General features: G+C 70.9%; 19 protein-coding genes and 1 pseudogene. 11 read left to right on the plus strand and 9 right to left on the minus strand.

Translation table 11 applies throughout. From position 1 onward, the window contains the following. Positions 1-60: 60 nt before the first annotated feature. Both ACFYPJ_RS08655 and ACFYPJ_RS08660 read right to left on the minus strand, forming a co-directional pair. Positions 61-1176 carry a hypothetical protein gene (locus tag ACFYPJ_RS08655; protein WP_389012517.1) on the minus strand — a complete coding sequence of 372 codons (1116 nt, stop codon included), beginning with the start codon at positions 1174-1176 and terminating at the stop codon, positions 61-63. Beyond that, a complete protein-coding gene (locus tag ACFYPJ_RS08660; protein WP_389012520.1) occupies positions 1169-1771 on the minus strand; it encodes an RNA polymerase sigma factor in 603 nt (200 codons plus the stop codon). The genes ACFYPJ_RS08655 and ACFYPJ_RS08660 overlap by 8 nt, the downstream gene beginning before the upstream one ends. Positions 1772-1860: 89 nt before the next feature. Here ACFYPJ_RS08660 and trpS point away from each other — a divergent pair, with 89 nt between their 5' ends. The 3 genes from trpS to ACFYPJ_RS08675 all read left to right on the plus strand — a co-directional run bounded on the left by trpS (position 1861) and on the right by ACFYPJ_RS08675 (position 5166). Continuing rightward, positions 1861-2874 carry a tryptophan--tRNA ligase gene (trpS, locus tag ACFYPJ_RS08665; RefSeq protein WP_389012523.1) on the plus strand — a complete coding sequence of 338 codons (1014 nt, stop codon included), beginning with the start codon at positions 1861-1863 and terminating at the stop codon, positions 2872-2874. A gap of 218 nt (positions 2875-3092) precedes the next feature. Continuing rightward, on the plus strand, positions 3093-3671 hold the full coding sequence (locus tag ACFYPJ_RS08670) for a 2'-5' RNA ligase family protein (protein WP_389012526.1): 579 nt from the start codon (positions 3093-3095) through the stop codon (positions 3669-3671). Positions 3672-4110: 439 nt separating this feature from the next. Beyond that, positions 4111-5166 carry a zinc-binding dehydrogenase gene (locus ACFYPJ_RS08675; protein WP_389012529.1) on the plus strand — a complete coding sequence of 352 codons (1056 nt, stop codon included), beginning with the start codon at positions 4111-4113 and terminating at the stop codon, positions 5164-5166. A 142-nt stretch (positions 5167-5308) separates the two neighbouring features. On the opposite strand, the gene ACFYPJ_RS08680 is transcribed toward ACFYPJ_RS08675, so the two are convergent. The 3 genes from ACFYPJ_RS08680 to ACFYPJ_RS08690 form a co-directional block, all read right to left on the minus strand. Next, the gene (locus ACFYPJ_RS08680) at positions 5309-5536 is read right to left on the minus strand and encodes a hypothetical protein (protein WP_389012532.1); all 228 of its coding nucleotides are present in this window, start codon (positions 5534-5536) and stop codon (positions 5309-5311) included. A 224-nt stretch (positions 5537-5760) separates the two neighbouring features. After that, the gene (locus ACFYPJ_RS08685) at positions 5761-6516 is read right to left on the minus strand and encodes a decaprenylphospho-beta-D-erythro-pentofuranosid-2-ulose 2-reductase (RefSeq protein ID WP_389012535.1); all 756 of its coding nucleotides are present in this window, start codon (positions 6514-6516) and stop codon (positions 5761-5763) included. A gap of 34 nt (positions 6517-6550) precedes the next feature. Next, positions 6551-7906: an FAD-binding protein gene (locus ACFYPJ_RS08690; RefSeq protein ID WP_389012538.1), complete on the minus strand. Its 1356-nt coding sequence runs from the start codon at positions 7904-7906 to the stop codon at positions 6551-6553. Positions 7907-8039: 133 nt separating this feature from the next. Between ACFYPJ_RS08690 and ACFYPJ_RS08695 the strand changes: the two genes are divergently transcribed. From ACFYPJ_RS08695 to ACFYPJ_RS08710, 4 genes are read left to right on the plus strand one after another with little or no spacing between them, the layout of a single operon-like run. Beyond that, on the plus strand, positions 8040-8540 hold the full coding sequence (locus ACFYPJ_RS08695; protein WP_389012541.1) for a phosphatase PAP2 family protein: 501 nt from the start codon (positions 8040-8042) through the stop codon (positions 8538-8540). Further along, complete coding sequence (locus ACFYPJ_RS08700; RefSeq protein WP_389012544.1) at positions 8533-9516, plus strand: decaprenyl-phosphate phosphoribosyltransferase; 984 nt, start codon at positions 8533-8535, stop codon at positions 9514-9516. Before ACFYPJ_RS08695 ends, ACFYPJ_RS08700 begins: the two co-directional genes overlap by 8 nt. Next, a complete protein-coding gene (locus ACFYPJ_RS08705) occupies positions 9513-9938 on the plus strand; it encodes a GtrA family protein (protein WP_389012547.1) in 426 nt (141 codons plus the stop codon). Before ACFYPJ_RS08700 ends, ACFYPJ_RS08705 begins: the two co-directional genes overlap by 4 nt. Continuing rightward, positions 9926-10837 (plus strand): YihY/virulence factor BrkB family protein, encoded by a 912-nt coding sequence (locus ACFYPJ_RS08710; protein ID WP_389012550.1) that lies wholly within the window; start codon positions 9926-9928, stop codon positions 10835-10837. Before ACFYPJ_RS08705 ends, ACFYPJ_RS08710 begins: the two co-directional genes overlap by 13 nt. Here ACFYPJ_RS08710 and ACFYPJ_RS08715 read toward each other — a convergent pair. After that, positions 10782-12095: a D-alanyl-D-alanine carboxypeptidase family protein gene (locus ACFYPJ_RS08715; protein WP_389012553.1), complete on the minus strand. Its 1314-nt coding sequence runs from the start codon at positions 12093-12095 to the stop codon at positions 10782-10784. The genes ACFYPJ_RS08710 and ACFYPJ_RS08715 overlap by 56 nt on opposite strands. Before the next feature lie 91 nt (positions 12096-12186). On the opposite strand from ACFYPJ_RS08715, the gene ACFYPJ_RS08720 reads away from it, so the two are divergent. From ACFYPJ_RS08720 to ACFYPJ_RS08730, 3 genes and pseudogenes are all read left to right on the plus strand, one after another. Then, the gene (locus tag ACFYPJ_RS08720; RefSeq protein ID WP_389012556.1) at positions 12187-12426 is read left to right on the plus strand and encodes an SCO4848 family membrane protein; all 240 of its coding nucleotides are present in this window, start codon (positions 12187-12189) and stop codon (positions 12424-12426) included. A gap of 180 nt (positions 12427-12606) precedes the next feature. Continuing rightward, positions 12607-12882, plus strand: a pseudogene (locus tag ACFYPJ_RS08725) (metallophosphoesterase); the annotation flags it as partial. 343 nt (positions 12883-13225) lie between these two features. After that, the gene (locus ACFYPJ_RS08730; RefSeq protein ID WP_389012558.1) at positions 13226-14785 is read left to right on the plus strand and encodes an ABC transporter substrate-binding protein; all 1560 of its coding nucleotides are present in this window, start codon (positions 13226-13228) and stop codon (positions 14783-14785) included. A 15-nt stretch (positions 14786-14800) separates the two neighbouring features. Here the strand turns inward: ACFYPJ_RS08730 and ACFYPJ_RS08735 are convergent, their stop codons facing one another. Further along, the gene (locus ACFYPJ_RS08735) at positions 14801-15211 is read right to left on the minus strand and encodes a VOC family protein (protein WP_389012560.1); all 411 of its coding nucleotides are present in this window, start codon (positions 15209-15211) and stop codon (positions 14801-14803) included. 132 nt (positions 15212-15343) lie between these two features. Here ACFYPJ_RS08735 and ACFYPJ_RS08740 point away from each other — a divergent pair, with 132 nt between their 5' ends. Then, on the plus strand, positions 15344-15604 hold the full coding sequence (locus ACFYPJ_RS08740; protein WP_389013007.1) for a hypothetical protein: 261 nt from the start codon (positions 15344-15346) through the stop codon (positions 15602-15604). Positions 15605-15752: 148 nt separating this feature from the next. Here ACFYPJ_RS08740 and ACFYPJ_RS08745 read toward each other — a convergent pair whose 3' ends face one another. Both ACFYPJ_RS08745 and sdhA read right to left on the minus strand, forming a co-directional pair. After that, entirely contained in the window at positions 15753-16514 is a 762-nt protein-coding gene (locus tag ACFYPJ_RS08745; protein ID WP_389012562.1) for a succinate dehydrogenase iron-sulfur subunit, read from the minus strand. Continuing rightward, on the minus strand, positions 16514-18268 hold the full coding sequence (sdhA, locus tag ACFYPJ_RS08750) for a succinate dehydrogenase flavoprotein subunit (RefSeq protein WP_389012564.1): 1755 nt from the start codon (positions 18266-18268) through the stop codon (positions 16514-16516). The genes ACFYPJ_RS08745 and sdhA overlap by 1 nt, the downstream gene beginning before the upstream one ends. Positions 18269-18270 lie beyond the last annotated feature (2 nt).

An 18270-nucleotide genomic window follows, 5' to 3' on the forward strand; every position in this document is an offset into this window, starting at 1 on the left:
GGGCCGCGTGTCACTTCTGGTACACCGCCCGGCCCCGCCGGGTTCCCTTCCCGGCACCCACTATTTCGAGGACGTGTCCGAGGCACCACCGGACCGCTCGGACCCGCGGGGCCGTTCATGCCGGGCGGCCTGCCGGAACAGCGCGGTGAGGGACTGCGCGATCGTCACCGCCCTCGTCCGTGTGTCCGCGCCTTCCAGCCGCAGGGTCACCTCCCCGCCCCAGGAACCACCGGCCCCCTCGCCGCCGGACCCCGCGCCGCCCTCGTCACCGGTCCCCGCGCTCGGCTGCGCCCGGTGGGTCCACAGCAGCGTCGGTCCCGCCGTGCGCACCTGCCGCCGGTAGCGGCCGCCGTCTCCGTCCGCCAGCCAGAACCCCAGCAGATGCGGCTGCGGGAACCACAGGGCGACGTCGGGAAGGCCGTCCGGCGCCTGCGCCCGGTGCAGCTCGATCCACTCCGGCGCCTCCCGCACGGCCTTGAAGAAACCGGGGTCCAGGCTCGCCGGGAACTCGTCGAGCCGAACCGTGCCGCCCCGCTCCTGCCAGCACATGCTCAGCAGGAGACGGCCGTGCGGCTCATCGGTCACGGTCACCGAGTCCGGCACCCCGAGGGCGTCCGGCACAAGGGGTTCGAACCCGGCTTGCCGGCCTGCCTGCGCGAGGGTCAGCGAGCGGCCGCAGCCGGGCACCTCGGCGCCGGGGGAGGGCACCGCCGAAGGGTCGTAGCGCACCTCGATCCCGCCGAAGCCGAACCAGTCGTACACCGCGGCGCGCACCGGCGGCGTGAGTGCCAGCACCGCCAGCAGACCGCACAGCGTCGCCGTCAGCGAACGCCACCGCAGCCGCGTCCAGCGCCGGACGGTGCGCAGCCGCTCACGGGCACCCGGCGGCTCGGCCACCGGCACCGGCACCCGCTCGGCCAGTATCTGCGCCAGCACCCGCTCGGCCATCGTCTCCGGGCCGATCGGACCCGCGGCGCCGTCGGGCCCGTCGGCCCCGGCTGCTCCCAGTGACCGGCCGAGCGCCCGCAGCTCCTCCGGCAGGCGGGCGGCGGCGGAGCCGCCGGACCGTCCGCGGCCTTGTCCCCGCGGCCCCCGGCCGCCGCCCGGACGGCGCGGGCCTCGGTCCCCGGCGCCCCCGGAGGCCCGTCCGTCCTCGCCGTCGTACGACTCAGTCACGCCCGTCACCCCCTTCCCTGGGCTGGAATTCCGGCAGCAGCCGCCCCAGCTTCCGCAGGGAGCGGTTCAGGCGGGACTTCACCGTCCCCCGGGGCCAGCCGAGGGCCTGCGCCGTCTCCGATTCGTCCATCTCCAGGAGATAGCGGTAGGTGACGACCAGGCGGTGTTCCTCGCTCAGCTGCTCCAGGGCGGCCAGCAGGGCCGCGCGGCGCTCCGTGTGGAGCGTGGCGACCGCCGGGTCCGCCGCCTCCGGTATCAGCGGCTCGGCCTCCGCGAAGGCGGCCTCCCGGCCGGCGAGCGTGCGCTGCCGTGCTGCCGTCCGCACGGTGTTCCGCGTCTCGTTGGCGACGATCGACAGCAGCCAGGGCTTGAACACCGCGCCGTCCTTGAAACGGCCCAGCGCGCAGTACGCCTTGACGAAAGCCTGCTGCACCACGTCCTCCGCGTCCGCACCCGCCCCGAGCGCCGCGGCCGCCCGCAGGGCGATGCCCGTATGGGCCCGCACCAGCTCCGCATACGCCTCCGGCTCTCCGGCGCGTACGCGTGCGATCACCGCGGCCTCATCGACGATGCGGCCCCCCTCCCGCGTCCTCACGCTTTTGATACACCGCCCGAGCCGAATCGGTTCCCACCTGTTTCCGGCCAGGTCGGGATCGCGGCCCCACACCTGAGAGAATGGTGAACATGGCCTCAGACAGTCCCCGCGTGCTCTCCGGAATCCAGCCCACCGCGGGCTCGTTCCACCTCGGCAACTATCTCGGCGCCGTCCGCCAGTGGGTGGCCCTGCAGGAGTCCCACGACGCGTTCTACATGGTCGTCGACCTGCACGCGATCACGGTCCCGCAGGACCCGAAGGAACTGCGCGCCAACACCCGGCTCGCCGCCGCCCAGCTCCTCGCGGCCGGCCTCGACCCGGAGCGCTGCACACTGTTCGTGCAGAGCCACGTCCCGGAGCACGCCCAGCTCGCCTGGGTCATGAACTGCCTCACCGGCTTCGGCGAGGCGTCCCGGATGACCCAGTTCAAGGACAAGTCCGCCAGGCAGGGCGCCGACCGCGCCTCCGTCGGCCTGTTCACGTACCCGATCCTCCAGGTCGCCGACATCCTGCTCTACCAGGCCAACGAGGTCCCGGTCGGCGAGGACCAGCGCCAGCACGTCGAGCTGACCCGCGACCTCGCCGAGCGCTTCAACGGCCGGTTCGGTGCGACCTTCACCGTGCCGAAGCCGTACATCCTGAAGGAGACGGCGAAGATCTACGACCTCCAGGACCCGTCCGCCAAGATGAGCAAGTCGGCCTCCACACCGAAGGGCCTCATCAACCTCCTCGACGAGCCCGCGACCACCGCGAAGAAGGTCAAGAGCGCGGTCACGGACACCGACACGGTCATCCGTTTCGACGCCGAGAACAAGCCGGGCGTGAGCAATCTGCTCACGATCTACTCGACGCTCACCGGGGCGGCGGTGTCCGAGCTGGAGGTGAAGTACGAGGGCAAGGGCTACGGGGCGCTCAAGACGGATCTCGCCGAGGTCATGGTCGAATTCGTGACGCCCTTCAGGGAGCGCACCCAGCAGTACCTGGACGATTCCGAGACGCTCGACTCGATCCTCGCCAAGGGCGCCGAGAAGGCGCGTGCCGTCGCCGCGGAGACGCTGGCCCGCGCGTACGACCGGGTGGGATTCCTGCCCGCCAAGCACTGAGGCGCACCACCGCACACACGGGCATCGGGCGGGGCGCCGCACATCACTTCGGCTGCGCCTGCCCATGACCCGGCTGTGGCCTTAGAGTCGATAGCCAGACGGCCGAGTACCCAACCGGCGACCCGGCCGGGACGACGACGGACGACGACAGACGCACCGGATGACACCGGACGACGCCGGACAGCAGCGGACGAGACCGGACGACGACAGGAGACGACGTGGGGACCGTAACGATCGGCGTGTCGATCGCGGTCCCGGAGCCTCACGGCAGCCTGCTCCAGGAGCGGCGCGCGGGCTTCGGCGACGCCGCGGCTCACGGCATCCCCACGCACGTCACGCTGCTGCCGCCGACGGAGGTCGAGGACTCCGCGCTGCTGGCCGTCGAGTCCCATCTCACCGAGGTGGCCGCGGCCGGCCGGCCGTTCCCGATGCGGCTGTCCGGCACGGGGACCTTCCGGCCGCTGTCGCCGGTGGTGTACGTGCAGGTCGTGCAGGGTGCGGAGACCTGCGCCTGGCTGCAGAGGCGGGTGCGCGACGGGTCCGGTCCGCTCGCGCGCGAGCTGCAGTTCCCGTACCACCCGCACGTCACGGTGGCGCACGGGATCGAGGACGCGGCGATGGACCGTGCCTTCCGGGAACTGGCCGGGTTCGAGGCCGAGTGGCCGTGCACCGGGTTCGCGCTCTACGAGCAGGGGCCGGACGGGGTGTGGCGCAAGTTGCGGGAGTTCGCCTTCGGAGGGGCGTTGGTGCCGCCGCAGACCGGCCGAGCGATGAGCGCTCCGCTGGGTGGGGCGTGAATGGGGTTGTTGTTCGGCGGGGGTAGGTGGGGGCTGTTTGCGCTTCCCCGCGCCCCTATGAGGGGTGTGTAGGCGGTTGTGCGGGTGCGGGTGGGTTGGGGGCTGGTCGCGCAGTTCCCCGCGCCCCTGTGTGCGGGTTGTTGTGCGTGTTCGGGTGAGGTAGTGGGGGCCGGTCACGCGCTTCCCCGCGCCCCTATGAGGGGTGTGTAGGCGGTTGTGCCGGTGCGGGTGGGTGGGGGCTGGTCGCGCCGTTCCCCGTGCCTCTATTGAGGCTGGGGCGGTCTTTCGGGTGCAGGTGGGTGGGGTTGGGGGCGGGCGTTTGTCGCTCACTCCATGGGGTTGCTCGCCGCATGATTGCTTCCGTAACGGTCGCTGGTGCCGGGAGACTTGACGGCGTGGCCGGCGAGTACCGGGCCCGTGTCTCAGCGAGGGGATTCCGATGAGGACCGAGAGTTGGGTGGTGCGGGAGCGCTTTGAAGGGGTCCCGGACGTGGACCGGGTGTACGAGAGGGTCGTGGAAGATCTCGACATTCGTCTTGCGGACGATCAGATGCTCCTCAGGACCCTGTACGTCTCGCTCGACCCCTTCCTTCACGGCCTGTCACAGCTGACGGCCGTCGGAGGGCATGTTCCCGCGAACTCGGTCATGGAGGTTCTCGAAGCGGGACCGGACGCGAGGTTCCGGCCCGGCGATCTGGTCGAGGGGTTCGGCGGCTGGCGTACACATGTCGTGAGCGACGGCCGAGCCTTTGTCTGGCAGACGGAGGACTTCCCCTTCGAGGTGTCCGCCTACCGTCGCCTGCACCCCTCGCGCTACGACGAGAAGCTGCCCCTCACGACGGCCCTGGGTGTCATGGGCATCCCCGGCCTGACCGCGTGGGGCACGATGACGAAGTTCTTCACGGTCGAGCCCGGTGACACCGTCGTCGTCAGCGGTGCGACGGGCTCCATCGGCACGCTGGTCGGCCAGATGGCCAAGCAGGCCGGAGCCCATGTCGTCGGCAGCACCGGCACACCGCAGAAGGCGGAGTACCTCACCGGCCTCGGATTCGACCGGGTCGTCCACTACAACCACGGCGCGGACCACGAGGCCGTGCTGACGGCACTGGAGGAGGCCGCGCCGAACGGAGTCGACAAGTATTTCGACAACCTGGGCGGCGCCTTCACCGACGCGGTGTTCACCATGCTCAACCGGTTCAGCCAGGTGGCGGTGTCCTGGCAGTGGGGCACGACGGTCTGCGGCGACCAGACCGGGCCGCGCCTGCTGGAGCACATCATGCGCCCCCGTACCACCATCCGCGGGATCTACGCCCAGGACTGGTGCAACGAGGAGGACTACGACGCTCTCCACGAGGATCTGGGCGGCATGATCCGGCGTGGGGAGATCCGCTACGACCAGACCGTCCGCCAAGGCTTCGGCAACATCCCGGCCGCGTTCGCGAGCCTCTACCAGGACCGGACGGCCAACCGCGGCAAACTGCTCGTCGAGGTGTGATGCCGGGAGGACACACGCATCGGCGCGTCGTGTGTCCTCCCGCAGCGGCGTGGTGCTGGATCACTCATGGGTTCGTCAATTCTTAAAGCTGCGAGTCGGCTGTCACCAGCCGCTTTGCGTTGTCGGCGGGTACTGGATCCCCTCAGCGTCCGGAGTCGGTCTGGCAGGAAGCACCGTTGAGGACGGGGATGAGTCCCCCACCACAGGAAAGTGCGTTCGTAGGGATTGTGAGCTGGGAGTTCGAGAGGAGGCCGTTGAGTACTCCGTTTCCGTCGGTGTCGTCCTGACCGTCGGCGACGGCAGTGCCGGCGGTGGTGATGAGTGCGGCACCGACGAGAGCGAGAACGGTGAGACCGGTACGCATCCGCATGATGCTCCTTCCTGCTGCTGAACCGGCTGCCCGGTGCAGCCGTCGCAGTGAGGCTCCCCACCTGGGACGGCACCGCGCCCTGCGTCCCCTGGTTGCCGAAGGGATGTCCCTTGTTCAGCCGGTCAAGGGGACGGTCAAGGCAGCAAGAACGTCGACTGTATGTGCCTTTCTCATGGATTTCCGTAGGTCAGGGGAGTGGTTCCGGCAGTTCCGCGCCTGATGCGCTAGATCGGGAGGCGGCGGAACACCGCTCGTGGGGTATGCCGTAGGGCTGTCATGAGCAGGCGGAGGGTGCCGGGGACCCAGATCGTTTCCGCGCGGCGCCGCAGGCCCAGCTCGATGGCCGTGGCCACGGCCTGCGGCGTGGTGGCGAGGGGGGCCTCGTCGAGGCCGGCCGTCATCCGGGACCGTACGAATCCGGGGCGTACGACCATGACGTGCACGCCCGTGCCGTGCAGTGCGTCGCCGAGGCCCTGGGCGAAGGCGTCCAGGCCCGCCTTGCTGGAGCCGTAGATGAAGTTGGAGCGGCGGGCCCGCTCGCCGGCGACCGAGGAGAGGACGACCAGGGAGCCGTGGCCCTGCGTCTGCAGCGCGGAGGCCGCGATCAGGCCGGCCGAGACCGCGCCGGTGTAGTTGGTCTGTGCGACCCGGACCGCGCTCACCGGTTCGCGTTCGTCGTGGGCCTGGTCGCCGAGGATCCCGAAGGCGAGCAGCACCATGTCGACGTCGCCCTCGCTGAAGACCTTGCCGAGCGCCGTCTCGTGCGATTCGGGTTCGAGTGCGTCGAAGGCGACGGTGCGGACGTCCGCCCCCAGGCCGCGCAGTTCCCCGGCGGCCTTCTCCAGGGCGGGCGAGGGGCGACCCGCGAGCCACACGGTGCGGGTGCGGCGGGCGATCAGCCGGCGCGTGGTGGCGAGGGCGATCTCCGACGTGCCGCCGAGGACGAGCAGGGACTGGGGGAGGCCGAAGGCGTCCTTCACGACAGCTCCAAGGGAGGGGAGGGGCTTCAGGGGCTTACAGGCCGAGGCGGCGGGCGAGGTCCGAGACGAACACCCCGCGCGGGTCGATCTCCGCGCGCAGGGCCCGGAAGTCGGCGAGCCGGGGGTACATCGGGGCGAGCAGGTCGGGGCGGAGCCGGGAGTCCTTGGCGAGGTAGACGCGGCCGCCCGCGGCGGCGACCTCCTCGTCCAGTTCGTCGAGGAAGGCGCCGAGCCGGGGCAGGCCCGCGGGGATGTCCAGGGCGAGCGTCCAGCCGGGCACCGGGAAGGAGAGCCAGCCGGGGTCCGCCTCCCCGAAGCGTTTGAGGACGGCCAGGAAGGACGGGCACCGGCGGGCGGAGATGCGGCGCACGATCCGGTGCAGGGCCTCCTCCTGGCCGTGTCCGACGACGAACTGGTACTGCACGAAGCCACCGCGGCCGTAGATCCGGTTCCAGTGGGGCACGCCGTCCAGGGGGTGGAAGAAGGCGGGGATCCGCTGGAGTTCGCCGGTACGCGCGCGTGGCGCCCTGCGGTACCAGAGTTCGTTGAACAGTCCGACGCTGGCGCGGCCGAGCAGGCCCTCCGGGACGAGGGCCGGGGCGGGCGGGAGCTGCCGGGGGCGGAAGGACAGCGGGCGCCGCCACGCGCGCGTGCCGGTGCCCAGCGCCTCCAGGGGCGCGTGGTCGCCGCGGGTGAGGACCGCGCGGCCGGTGACCGCGCCCCGGGCCAGCAGGTCGATCCAGGCGACCGAGTAGCGGTAGCGGTGGTCGGTGGCGGTCAGCCGGGCCATCAGGTCGTCGAGGTCGGTGGCGCGTTCGGTGTCGACCGACATGTACGAGGTCTCCACCGGCAGCAGGCGCACGGTGGCGGTCAGGATCACGCCGGTCAGGCCCATGCCGCCGGTGGTCGCGTCGAACAGGGGCGTGCCGCGGCCGACGGCGCGGATCTCGCCGTCGGCGGTGAGCAGTTCGAGCGCGAGCACATGGCGGGCGAAGGAGCCGGAGACGTGGTGGTTCTTGCCGTGGATGTCGGCGCCGATCGCCCCGCCGACCGTCACCTGGCGGGTGCCGGGCGTCACCGGTACGAACCAGCCGAGCGGCAGCAGCACCTCCATCAGCCGGTGCAGGGACACGCCCGCGTCGCACAGCACGGTGCCGCCGTCGGCGTCGATGGCGTGGATGCGGTCGAGGCCGGTCATGTCGAGCACGGCCCCGCCGGCGTTCTGCGCCGCGTCCCCGTAGGCCCGGCCGAGGCCCCGTGCGATGGAGCCGCGGGCTCCGCAGCCGCGGACGGCGGCCACGGCCTCCTCGTACGTCCGCGGGCGGACCAGCCGGGCTGCGGTCGGGGCGGTGCGGCCCCAGCCGGTGACGGAAACCTTGGCTCCAGACATGCCGGTGACCGTATCGCCCTGCTGTGAGCGATTAATTAAGAAACATCCAATCTCTCCCCGAAATGGGTGATTAATGGGATGTCGCCCAATATTGCCGTAATTCTGGTGGTGCGGGGGTGAACAGTGGGTCCACATGGACGACATGGACCACCGGATCCTTTCCGCACTCCGCGGCTGCGGTGCCGATCCGCGCGTCGCGTCCGCCGCCCGCGGCCTGTCGCTGGCCGGTGAGCACGGCGCGCTGTGGCTCGCCGCGGGGCTGACCGCGGCCGCCGCGGACGGTGCGCGGCGCGGTTCCTGGCTGCGCGCGACGGCGCTCGTCGCGGGCGCCCACCTCACCAGCACGGGCGTCAAACGCCTGGTGCGCCGAGCGCGCCCCGGGCACGTCGAACCGCTGGTCCGCACCGTCGGCCGGTACTCCTTCCCGAGTTCGCACGCCGCCTCCGCGACGGCCGCCGCGGTCGCGTTCCGGGCGCTGGGCGCCCACGGGATCCCGCCGCTGGCCGCCGCCATGTGCCTGTCCCGCCTGGTGGCCGGCGTGCACTACCCCTCCGACGTCGCCGCCGGCGCGGCCCTGGGCGCGCTCACTGCCCGGCTCGGCGCGCGCTGGATGACCGGGAGCGGCCATGACTGAGACAGCGCCCCTCACGGACGGCGTGCACACCGGCGAGGCCGGAGTGCCGGAGCGGCGGCGGAACTCCGCCGCTCCGGCCGCGCCCCCGGTCAAGGGCACCGTCCTGGGCGGCCTGCTGCGGACCACCCGCCCCAAGCAGTGGGTGAAGAACAGCCTCGTCGCCGCCGCCCCGGCCGCGGCGGGCCAGATCTTCTCCCGGCACGCGCTCACCCAGGTCGCCCTCGTCTTCGTCCTGTTCACCGCCTGCGCCGCCGCCGTCTACCTGATCAACGACGCCCGCGACGCCGAGGCGGACCGCGCCCACCCCACCAAGTGCCGCCGCCCGGTCGCCGCGGGCCAGGTCCCGGTACCCCTCGCCTACGCCGCCGGAGCCGCCCTCGCCGTCCTCGCGCCCGCCGCCGCCCTCTGGCTCACCTCGCCGTCCGTCGCGGCCCTGCTGACCGCGTACGTCGTGCTGCAACTGGCGTACTGCGTCAGCCTCAAGCACGTCCTGGTCGCCGATCTCGCCGTCGTCACCATCGGGTTCGTGATGCGCGCGATGATCGGCGGGGTCGCGCTCGGCATCCCGCTGTCCCGCTGGTTCCTGATCACCACCGGGTTCGGGGCGCTGTTCATGGTGTCCGCCAAGCGCTACTCGGAAGCCCTCCAGACGGCCGGACAGTCGGGCGCCACGCGCGCGTTGCTCACCGAGTACACGACCGGATACCTGCGCTTCGTGTGGCAGCTGGCCGCGGGGGCCGCCGTCCTCGCGTACTGCATGTGGGCCCTGGAGGAGGGCGGCGGACCGCACCCGGGCGTGCTGCCCTGGCGGCAGCTGTCGATGGTCGCCTTCATCCTCGCGATCCTCAGATACGCCGTCTTCGCCGACCGCGGCACCGCCGGCGAGCCCGAGGACGTCGTCCTGCACGACCGCGCGCTGGCCCTGATCGGGCTGGCCTGGCTCGCCATGTACGGGCTGGCGGTGGCGAACTGGTGACGGCCGCCCGCCGCGAGCTGGTGGGCTTCGCCACCGCAGGGCTCCTCGCCTACGTCACCGACCTGGCCCTCTTCACCTGGCTGCGCGGTCCCGCCGGCCTCGACCCGCTGACCGCGAAGACCCTGGCCTTCGCGGCGGGCTGCACGGTCGCCTACCTGGGCAACGCGCACGGCACCTACCGCCACGCACAGCACCGGGGCGTGCGCCCGTACGCCGTCTTCGTCGCCGTGAACCTCGCCGGCGCCCTGGTCCAGCTCCTGTGCATCGCCGTCAGCCACTACGGCCTCGGCCTGACCTCGCAGTACGCCGACACCGTCTCCGGCGCCGGCATCGGCATGGCCCTCGCCACGATCCTGCGCTTCTGGGGTACTCGGACATGGGTGTTCCCCGCCGAGGGCAGAGTCGGATCATGGACTGGCTGAAGAGGCTCCCCGGGATCGGTCCGCTCGTGACGTGGCTGACGGCCACGCACGCGTGGCGGGCGTACGAGCGCCTGGACCGGGTGAAGTGGACCCGGCTGGCCGCCGCGATGACGTTCATCAGCTTCATCGCGCTGTTCCCGCTGCTGACCGTGGCCGCGTCGATCGCCGCGGCCACGCTGAGCACGGCGCAGCAGGCCCAGCTCCAGAAGAAGATCGCCGAACAGGTCCCGGGCATCTCCAACCAGCTGGACATCAACGGCCTGGTGCAGAACGCGGGCACCGTCGGGCTCATCGCCGGTGCCGCCCTGCTGTTCACCGGCATCGGCTGGGTCGGCCAGATGCGCGACTGCCTGCGGGCGGTATGGGAACGGTCCGAGGCCACGGAGAACCCCGTCCTGCGCAAGGCTGTCGACGCGGGAGTCCTCGTCGGCCTCGGCGGCGCCCTGCTCGCGACCATCGCCATCTCGACCGTGGCCTCCGCGCTGGTCGGCTGGATCTCCGACCAGCTCGGTCTGGACCGGGCGAGCTGGGGCAGCCTCCTGCTGCGCGTCGCCGCGTTGGCCGTCGCCGTGCTCGCCGACTTCCTGGTGCTGCTCTACGTCCTCACCCTGTTGCCCGGGGTCGAGCCGCCGCGCCGCCGGCTGATCGTCGCCGCACTGATCGGCGCGGTCGGCTTCGAATTCCTCAAGCTGCTGCTCAGCGGCTACATCCAGGGCGTCGCGACGAAGAGCATGTACGGGGCCTTCGGGGTGCCCGTGGCGCTGCTGCTGTGGATCAACCTCACCGCGAGACTGGTGCTGTTCTGCGCCGCCTGGACGGCGACGCGGAGCGACGGGGCCGAGGTCAGGAGCGGGAGGTCCGACGGCGCACCAGGTCCGGCAGCGGCCATCGGCGATTGACCAGGAACACGCCGCCGGCCAGCACGACCAGCGCCCCGCCGGCGATGGCCAGCGCGGTCCCGACGCCGCTCGAACCGCCCGTGGCGGCGCTCACCGGTTCGGTCGAGGGCCCGCCGGCCGCCGGGCCGGCGCCCTTGCCGTCGGCCGGTGACGTGGCATCCGCTCCCGTGCTCGGCACGCCGCTGGGCGAGGCCGACGCCTCCGCACTCCTCGGCGGCACCAACTCGCCCACCGGCTGCACCTTCCCGGCCGCCGCGAACCCCCAGTCGAGGAGCTTCGCGCTTTCCTTGTAGACCTCGTTGTGCTCGTTCTTCGCCGGATTCATGACGGTGACCAGCAGCACCCTGCCGCCCCGCTCCGCGACCCCGGTGAAGGTGGCGCCCGCGTTGGTGGTGTTGCCGTTCTTCACGCCCGCGATCCCCTGGTAGACGGGGACGTCGGTGTCGCCGCTGAGCAGCCGGTTGGTGTTCTGGATCTCCGTGGTCCCGGCGACCGGTTCGCCCTTCTCCTTCTTCGTGCCGGCCTCCGTGCCGACCGGGATCTTCGCCCGGACCGTGGAGCAGTAGGCGCGGAAGTCCTTCTTCTGCAGCCCGGAGCGGGCGATGAGCGTCAGGTCGTACGCCGACGACACCTGCCGCGGCTGGTCATAGCCGTCGGGGCTGACCACGTGCGTGTCGAGGGCCTGCAGATCGTCGGCGTGCGTCTGCATGTCCCGGACGGTCGCGGCTATGCCGCCGTTCATCGCGGACAGCACGTGCACGGCGTCGTTGCCCGAGCGCAGGAAGACGCCCAGCCACAGGTCGCGGACCGAGTAGGTCCGGCCCTCCGTCACCGGCACCACGCTGGATCCGGCGCCGACACCCGCCAGGTCCGACGGCACCACCTTGTGCTTCGTCGAGGCGGGGAACCTGGGCAGCACGGTGTCGGCGAACAGCATCTTCAGCGTGCTCGCCGGGGGCAGCCGCCAGTGCGCGTTGTGGGCGGCGAGCACATCGCCGGTCTCGGCGTCGGCGACGATCCAGGAGCGCGCGGTCAGGTCCTTGGGCAGCACCGGGGCGCCGCCCGCCAGGTCGACCTGGGTGCCCGCCTGGCCGAGGCGGACACCCCCCACCGTCGACATCTGCGCCGGGGGCGCGGCCGACGGACTGGTCGAGGGACCGGGGGCCGCCAGGGCGGCCGGGGCCGTGAGCGAGAGGGACAGCAGTGCGGCGGAGGTGACCAGCAGAGATCGACTCACGGTCTGATGAGGTACGGGCACGGTCGAGAACGTACCTGTCGCGGGCCGTGAAGTCTTCCGGCCCGCCCCACCCCCCACACGGATCCGGACAGCCGACGGCGATACTGAAGGTATGAAGCTCAGCCGCCCGGTGTCCTGGTTCCTGCTCGTCTTCGGGGTGTGGAGCTGGGTCATCTGGGTCACTTTCGTCAAGAACCTGGTCAAGGACAGCAGCGGGCTCGCCTTCGACGACGGGCACCCGACGGCTTATTTCTGGGTGCATCTGCTGCTGGCGATCGTCTCCTTCCTATTGGGGACAATCATCGGGGCCATCGGGTTGCGCGGACTGCGCGCCCTGCGTCGGACGTCATAGCGGGAAGACCGTGGGGGGGACACAGCGCAGCGGTCATCGTCTTGGTGCTCGTCGCACTGGCCGTGGTGGCCGTCGTCGCCGGGCTGCACTGGTACGTCTGGCGCCGCCTGGTCCGTGACACCGCTCCAGGCCCCGACCCCGACGTCGCTCCCGACACCGGTCCGGAGTCCGACCCGCCCGGCCAGGGCGTGCGTGCTCCTCGCGCATCAGCCGGTGCAGATCCACGAGGCCGTCCGGCACGGCGTCGACCTCCAGCTCTCCGGGCACACGCACGGCGGCCAGCTCTGGCCGGGCAGCCTGGTCGCGGAGGCCGCCAACCCGACGGTGGCGGGCCTGGAGCGCTACGGCGACACCCAGCTGTACGTCAGCCGGGGCGCGGGCGCCTGGGGCCCGCCCACCCGGGTGGGGGCGCCGTCGGACATCACCGTCGTCCAGCTGGCGTCGGGGCGGATCTGATCATTCCGGGTGCCTCCGCACCCCCGCGCATGATCCCGCTGAGTATGTAACCCCTCAGAGTGGTGATGCGTGCGCGCGCGTGGATGTGAATGCGCTGGTCACGGCATTGCAGATAAGGGCATATCGCCATTAATCGATCCATGCCGTATCGGGGCAAAGCGACGGCTGTGAACGGGTTGTGAAACTCGGCTGTAACGCGTGGCAGGTAAGTTCTCGCACATCTCGGCCGAATACTCTTCCCTCCGGTTAAACACGTGTGATTAGGTAAGCGGCGCCGCGCCGGGGCGTGGCATTTGTGCAGGGCCAGGGGTAGGGCCGCGGTAGGCCCGGGGAGGGCATCACCATGCGATCGGTTCGCATGCGCATTCTCGTGACGCTGATCGTGCTGGCGATCGTGGGAGTGGGCGGTTGGCAGCTGCTGCCGTCGCAGGGCGACAAGAACAAGACCATCAAGGTCGGCACGACGGACGCGATCACGTCGCTCGACCCGGCCGGCGCCTACGACGCCGGTTCCTGGGCCCTGTACAGCAGCGTTTTCCAGTCGCTGCTGACGTACGAGCCGGACGGCGTGAAGCCCGTGCCGGACGCGGCGCAGAGCTGCGCATTCGTGGGCAGCGACCTGAAGACGTACCGGTGCAGGCTGCGCGGGGGGATCACCTTCCGCAGCGGCCGGGAGATGACCGCCGAGGACGTGACGTACTCCTTCGACCGGATCAAGAAGATCAACTCCGAGCTGGGCCCGGAGTCGCTGCTCTCCACCCTCGGCTCGGTGACCGCGGACGGCAAGGACACCGTCACCTTCCACCTGTCGTCGCCGGACGCCACCTTCCCGTTCAAGGTGGCCACCGGCGCCGGTGCGATCGTCGACCGGGACAAGTACCCGGCGGACCGCCTGCGCACCGACTCCGGGGCCGACGGCAGCGGCCCCTACACGCTGACCTCGTACACCAAGGACCAGCGGGCCGTCCTCGCGCCGAACAAGCACTACCGGGGCTACCTGAAGGACGCGGGCCGGCCGATCGAGATGCGGTACTACGGTGACTCGGAGGCCCTCGACAAGGCGTGGCAGGGCAAGCAGATCGACGTGGCCAGCCGCCAGCTGCCGCCGGGCGTGCTGTCCGGCCTCAACGCGAGCGACCCGAACCATCGCGTCACCGAGTCCGACACCTCCGAGACCCGCAACCTGTACCTCAACACCCGCACCGACTCGCCGCTGCACGACGTACGCGTGCGCCAGGCCATGGCCTGGCTGGTCAACCGCGAGGAACTCGCCGCCACCGTGTACCAGGGCACGGTCGACCCGCTGTACTCGCTGATCCCGACCGGCCTCACCGGCCACACCACGTCGTTCTTCGACGACTACCCGGCCCAGCGCCCCGCCAAGGCGAAGGAACTGCTCACCGAGGCCGGGGTGAATCTGCCGGTGCACATCACCCTCGGCTACGGCAAGGGCCGCGGCGCGGGAGCCGAGGAGTCCGCCCTGCTGAAGAAGCAACTGGAGGCGGCCGGCCTGTTCAAGGTGGACGTCGAGGGATACGAGTGGACCGACTTCCAGAAGCGCTGGGCGGCCGGGAAGATGGACGCCTGGGCGGTCGGCTGGGCCGCCGACTACCCCGACCCGGACACCTTCGGCGCCGCGCTCGTCGGCAGCAGCTCCACCCTGGGCACCGCCTACCGCAGCAAGGCCGTGGACGACTTCATCCGGGACAGCCAGAGGTACGCCGACCGCACCGACGCGGCCCGGGACTTCCGTGACCTTCAGACGCAGGTGGCGGCCGACGTGCCGCTGATCCCGCTGTGGCAGGCCAAGCAGTACACGGTCAGCAGTGAGGACGTCGTCGGCGGCCAGTACCTCTCGGACGGCACCGGCGTGGTCCGGCTCTGGAAGCTGGACTGGATCTGACGGCCGGCCGGCGGTTCAGGACCGCCGGCCCAGTTCCGGCCGCTTCGAGTAGTCCGTGAACCCGATGACGTTGCCCCAGGGGTCGGCGATCTCCACGGCCCACCCGGTGGCCACGGCGGCCGGCTCGTCGAGCGTCGCGATCCCGGCATCGGCGAGCCTGCGCGCCGCCACGCGCGCGTCCGGCACCTCCAGCCAGATCCGTGGCGAGGGCCACGGCGGCGGCCGGTACCCGATCTCCTCCTCGGCCCGCAGCAGGATCCCGGGCGTCTCGCCGCCGACCTTCAGCAGCGCGATCCCGCCCTCGTCGAACCGGAACCCCACGGCGAATCCGGCCCGCTGGTAGAACCCGACGGCCTCGCCGAGGTCCCCGACGGGCACCAGCACGTTGTCAAAACCGAGCAGCTCGTACGACTCTTCGTCTGACATGTCGTCACATTAGCGGGGCGGAGCCGACGCCTTGGGGGACCGGTCCGGGGGACCTGGCCGTGATCACTCGTTGAGGTGAGGCGGCCGGCATTCCTTCTGGGTGAGCGAAAGGGCCGGGCGAGACTCCGTCGTATGGAAGCAGCGATGGACGACGCGTCCGACGCCGAGGCGGAGCGGGGAACCGAGCCGGTCACCCGCTGGCCGATTCCGCCCGCCGAGGGCTGGACCGCGGACGACCTCGACCAGGGGCTCCCCGTCGTCTACGTCTACGAACTCGACCCCGCCACCGCGACGTACGCGCTCAGCGGCATCTTCCACGACCGCCTCAAGCTCACCGTGCCCTTCGACATCGAGATCGACCTGACGGCGATCGACCGGCGCCCCGGCCGCTGACCCGTTCCGGTACAGCCGACCGGACCGCTCCGCCGGACGAACGGCCAACTCCCGGTGCCGGGCAGGACGTCCATCGTCGCGAAGGCCCCGTTCTCCTTCCGGACGTCCGGAGGGAGAACGGGGCCTTCGGCGGTGTGCGCGCAGGGCGTCAGAAGCGGCGCGTGATCAGCGCCCGCTTCACCTCCTGGATCGCCTTCGTCACCTCGATGCCGCGCGGGCAGGCGTCCGTGCAGTTGAAGGTGGTGCGGCAGCGCCACACGCCGTCGCGGTCGTTGAGGATCTCCAGGCGCTGCTCGCCGGCGTCGTCACGCGAGTCGAAGATGAAACGGTGCGCGTTGACGATCGCCGCCGGGCCGAAGTACTGGCCGTCGTTCCAGAAGACCGGGCAGGACGACGTGCAGGCGGCGCACAGGATGCACTTGGTCGTGTCGTCGAAGCGGGCGCGGTCCTCGGCGGACTGCAGCCGCTCGCGCGTCGGCTCGTTGGTGTCCGTCGAGACGAGGAAGGGCATGACGTCCCGGTACGCCTGGAAGAACGGCTCCATGTCCACGACCAGGTCCTTGAGGACCGTGAGGCCCTTGATGGGCTCGACCGTGATCGGCTTGTCGGGGTTGAGGTCCTTGATCAGCGTCTTGCAGGCGAGGCGGTTCTTGCCGTTGATCCGCATCGCGTCGGAACCGCAGATCCCGTGGGCGCAGGAGCGGCGGAAGGTGAGGGTGCCGTCGACGTCCCACTTGATCTTGTGGAGGCCGTCGAGGACCCGCTCCTTCGGGTCGATCTCCAGCTGGAAGTCCTCCCACGTGGACTCCGCCGAGACCTCCGGGTTGAAGCGGCGGATGCGGAAGGTGACCGTGATGTAGGGGGACGCCGCGGCCTCCGCCTCCACCTTGTCCAGAACAGGGGTTGCCATCAGTACTTACGCTCCATCGGCTGGTAGCGGGTCTGGACGACCGGCTTGTAGTCGAGACGGACGGACTCGGTGCCGTCGTCGCCCACCTCGCGGTACGCCATGGTGTGGCGCATGAAGTTGACGTCGTCGCGGTTCGGGTAGTCCTCGCGGTAGTGACCGCCGCGGGACTCCTTGCGGGCCAGCGCGGACACCGCCATGACCTCGGCCAGCTCCAGCAGGTTGCCCAGCTCGACGGCCTCCAGCAGGTCCGTGTTGAACCGCTTGCCCTTGTCCTGGATCGACACGTTCCGGTAACGCTCGCGCAGCTCCGCGATCTTCTCGACCGCCGTCTTGATCGTCTGCTCGGTGCGGAACACCATGACGTTGGCGTCCATGCACTCCTGCAGCTCGCGGCGGAGCGTGGCCACGCGCTCGGTGCCCGTGGCGTCGCGCAGCCGCTCGATCTGCTCGACGACGAACGCCGCCGGGTCCTCGGGGAGTTCGACGAAGTCGGCCTGCTGGCTGTACTCCGCGGCGGCGATGCCGGCCCGACGGCCGAACACGTTGATGTCCAGCAGCGAGTTGGTGCCCAGGCGGTTGGCGCCGTGCACCGACACGCAGGCGACCTCGCCGGCCGCGTACAGGCCCGGCACGACGGTGGTGTTGTCCGACAGGACCTCGCCCTGGACGTTCGTCGGGATGCCGCCCATCGCATAGTGCGCGGTGGGCTGGATCGGGATCGGGTCCGTGTACGGCTCGATGCCGAGGTAGGTACGGGCGAACTCGGTGATGTCGGGCAGCTTGGCGTCCAGCTGCTCCGGCGGCAGGTGCGTCAGGTCCAGGTAGACGTGGTCGCCCTCGGGACCGCAGCCGCGGCCCTCGCGGATCTCCGTGTAGATGGAGCGGGAGACGACGTCACGGGAGGCGAGGTCCTTCATGACCGGCGCGTACTTCTCCATGAAGCGCTCGCCGTCCTTGTTGCGCAGGATGCCGCCCTCACCGCGGGCGCCCTCGGTGAGCAGGATGCCCATGCGCCAGATGCCGGTCGGGTGGAACTGGAAGAACTCCATGTCCTCCAGCGGCAGGCCGCGCCGGTAGACGGCGGCCTGGCCGTCGCCGGTCAGGGTGTGCGCGTTGGAGGTCACCTTGAAGAACTTGCCGGAGCCGCCGGAGGCGTAGATCACGGCCTTGGCCTGGAAGACGTGGATCTCGCCGGTCGCCAGCTCGTAGGCGACCACGCCGGCCGAGCGCTTGACGCCGTCGACCTCGGTGATCAGCTGGTCCAGGACGTAGAACTCGTTGAAGAACTCCACGCCCTGCTTGACGCAGTTCTGGTACAGCGTCTGCAGGATCATGTGGCCGGTGCGGTCGGCCGCGTAGCAGGAGCGGCGGACCGGGGCCTCGCCGTGGTTGCGGCTGTGGCCGCCGAAGCGGCGCTGGTCGATGGTGCCGTCCGGGGTGCGGTTGAACGGCAGGCCCATCTTCTCCAGGTCGAGGACCGAGTCGATGGCCTCCTTCGCCAGGATCTCGGCGGCGTCCTGGTCGACCAGGTAGTCACCGCCCTTGATCGTGTCGAAGGTGTGCCACTCCCAGTTGTCCTCCTCCACGTTGGCCAGCGCGGCGGCCATGCCGCCCTGCGCGGCGCCCGTGTGGGAGCGGGTGGGGTAGAGCTTGGTCAGGACCGCGGTGCGGCTGCGCTTCGTCGACTCGATGGCCGCGCGCATGCCCGCGCCGCCGGCGCCGACGATGACGGTGTCGTACTTGTGGATCTTCATGA

The organism is Streptomyces sp. NPDC006012 (genome assembly GCF_042871185.1).
Taxonomy (GTDB): Bacteria; Actinomycetota; Actinomycetes; order Streptomycetales; family Streptomycetaceae; genus Streptomyces.

Coding starts and splice junctions, on each gene's coding strand:
- ACFYPJ_RS08745 (WP_389012562.1), bottom strand. CDS start 16,514: ATGGCAACCCCTGTTCTGGACAAGGTGGAGGCGGAGGCCGCGGCGTCC.
- sdhA (WP_389012564.1), bottom strand. CDS start 18,268: ATGAAGATCCACAAGTACGACACCGTCATCGTCGGCGCCGGCGGCGCG.
- trpS (WP_389012523.1), top strand. CDS start 1,861: ATGGCCTCAGACAGTCCCCGCGTGCTCTCCGGAATCCAGCCCACCGCG.
- ACFYPJ_RS08690 (WP_389012538.1), bottom strand. CDS start 7,906: ATGTCTGGAGCCAAGGTTTCCGTCACCGGCTGGGGCCGCACCGCCCCG.
- ACFYPJ_RS08735 (WP_389012560.1), bottom strand. CDS start 15,211: ATGTCAGACGAAGAGTCGTACGAGCTGCTCGGTTTTGACAACGTGCTG.
- ACFYPJ_RS08695 (WP_389012541.1), top strand. CDS start 8,040: ATGGACGACATGGACCACCGGATCCTTTCCGCACTCCGCGGCTGCGGT.
- ACFYPJ_RS08675 (WP_389012529.1), top strand. CDS start 4,111: ATGAGGACCGAGAGTTGGGTGGTGCGGGAGCGCTTTGAAGGGGTCCCG.
- ACFYPJ_RS08700 (WP_389012544.1), top strand. CDS start 8,533: ATGACTGAGACAGCGCCCCTCACGGACGGCGTGCACACCGGCGAGGCC.
- ACFYPJ_RS08680 (WP_389012532.1), bottom strand. CDS start 5,536: ATGCGGATGCGTACCGGTCTCACCGTTCTCGCTCTCGTCGGTGCCGCA.
- ACFYPJ_RS08740 (WP_389013007.1), top strand. CDS start 15,344: ATGGAAGCAGCGATGGACGACGCGTCCGACGCCGAGGCGGAGCGGGGA.
- ACFYPJ_RS08720 (WP_389012556.1), top strand. CDS start 12,187: ATGAAGCTCAGCCGCCCGGTGTCCTGGTTCCTGCTCGTCTTCGGGGTG.
- ACFYPJ_RS08710 (WP_389012550.1), top strand. CDS start 9,926: ATGGACTGGCTGAAGAGGCTCCCCGGGATCGGTCCGCTCGTGACGTGG.
- ACFYPJ_RS08730 (WP_389012558.1), top strand. CDS start 13,226: ATGCGATCGGTTCGCATGCGCATTCTCGTGACGCTGATCGTGCTGGCG.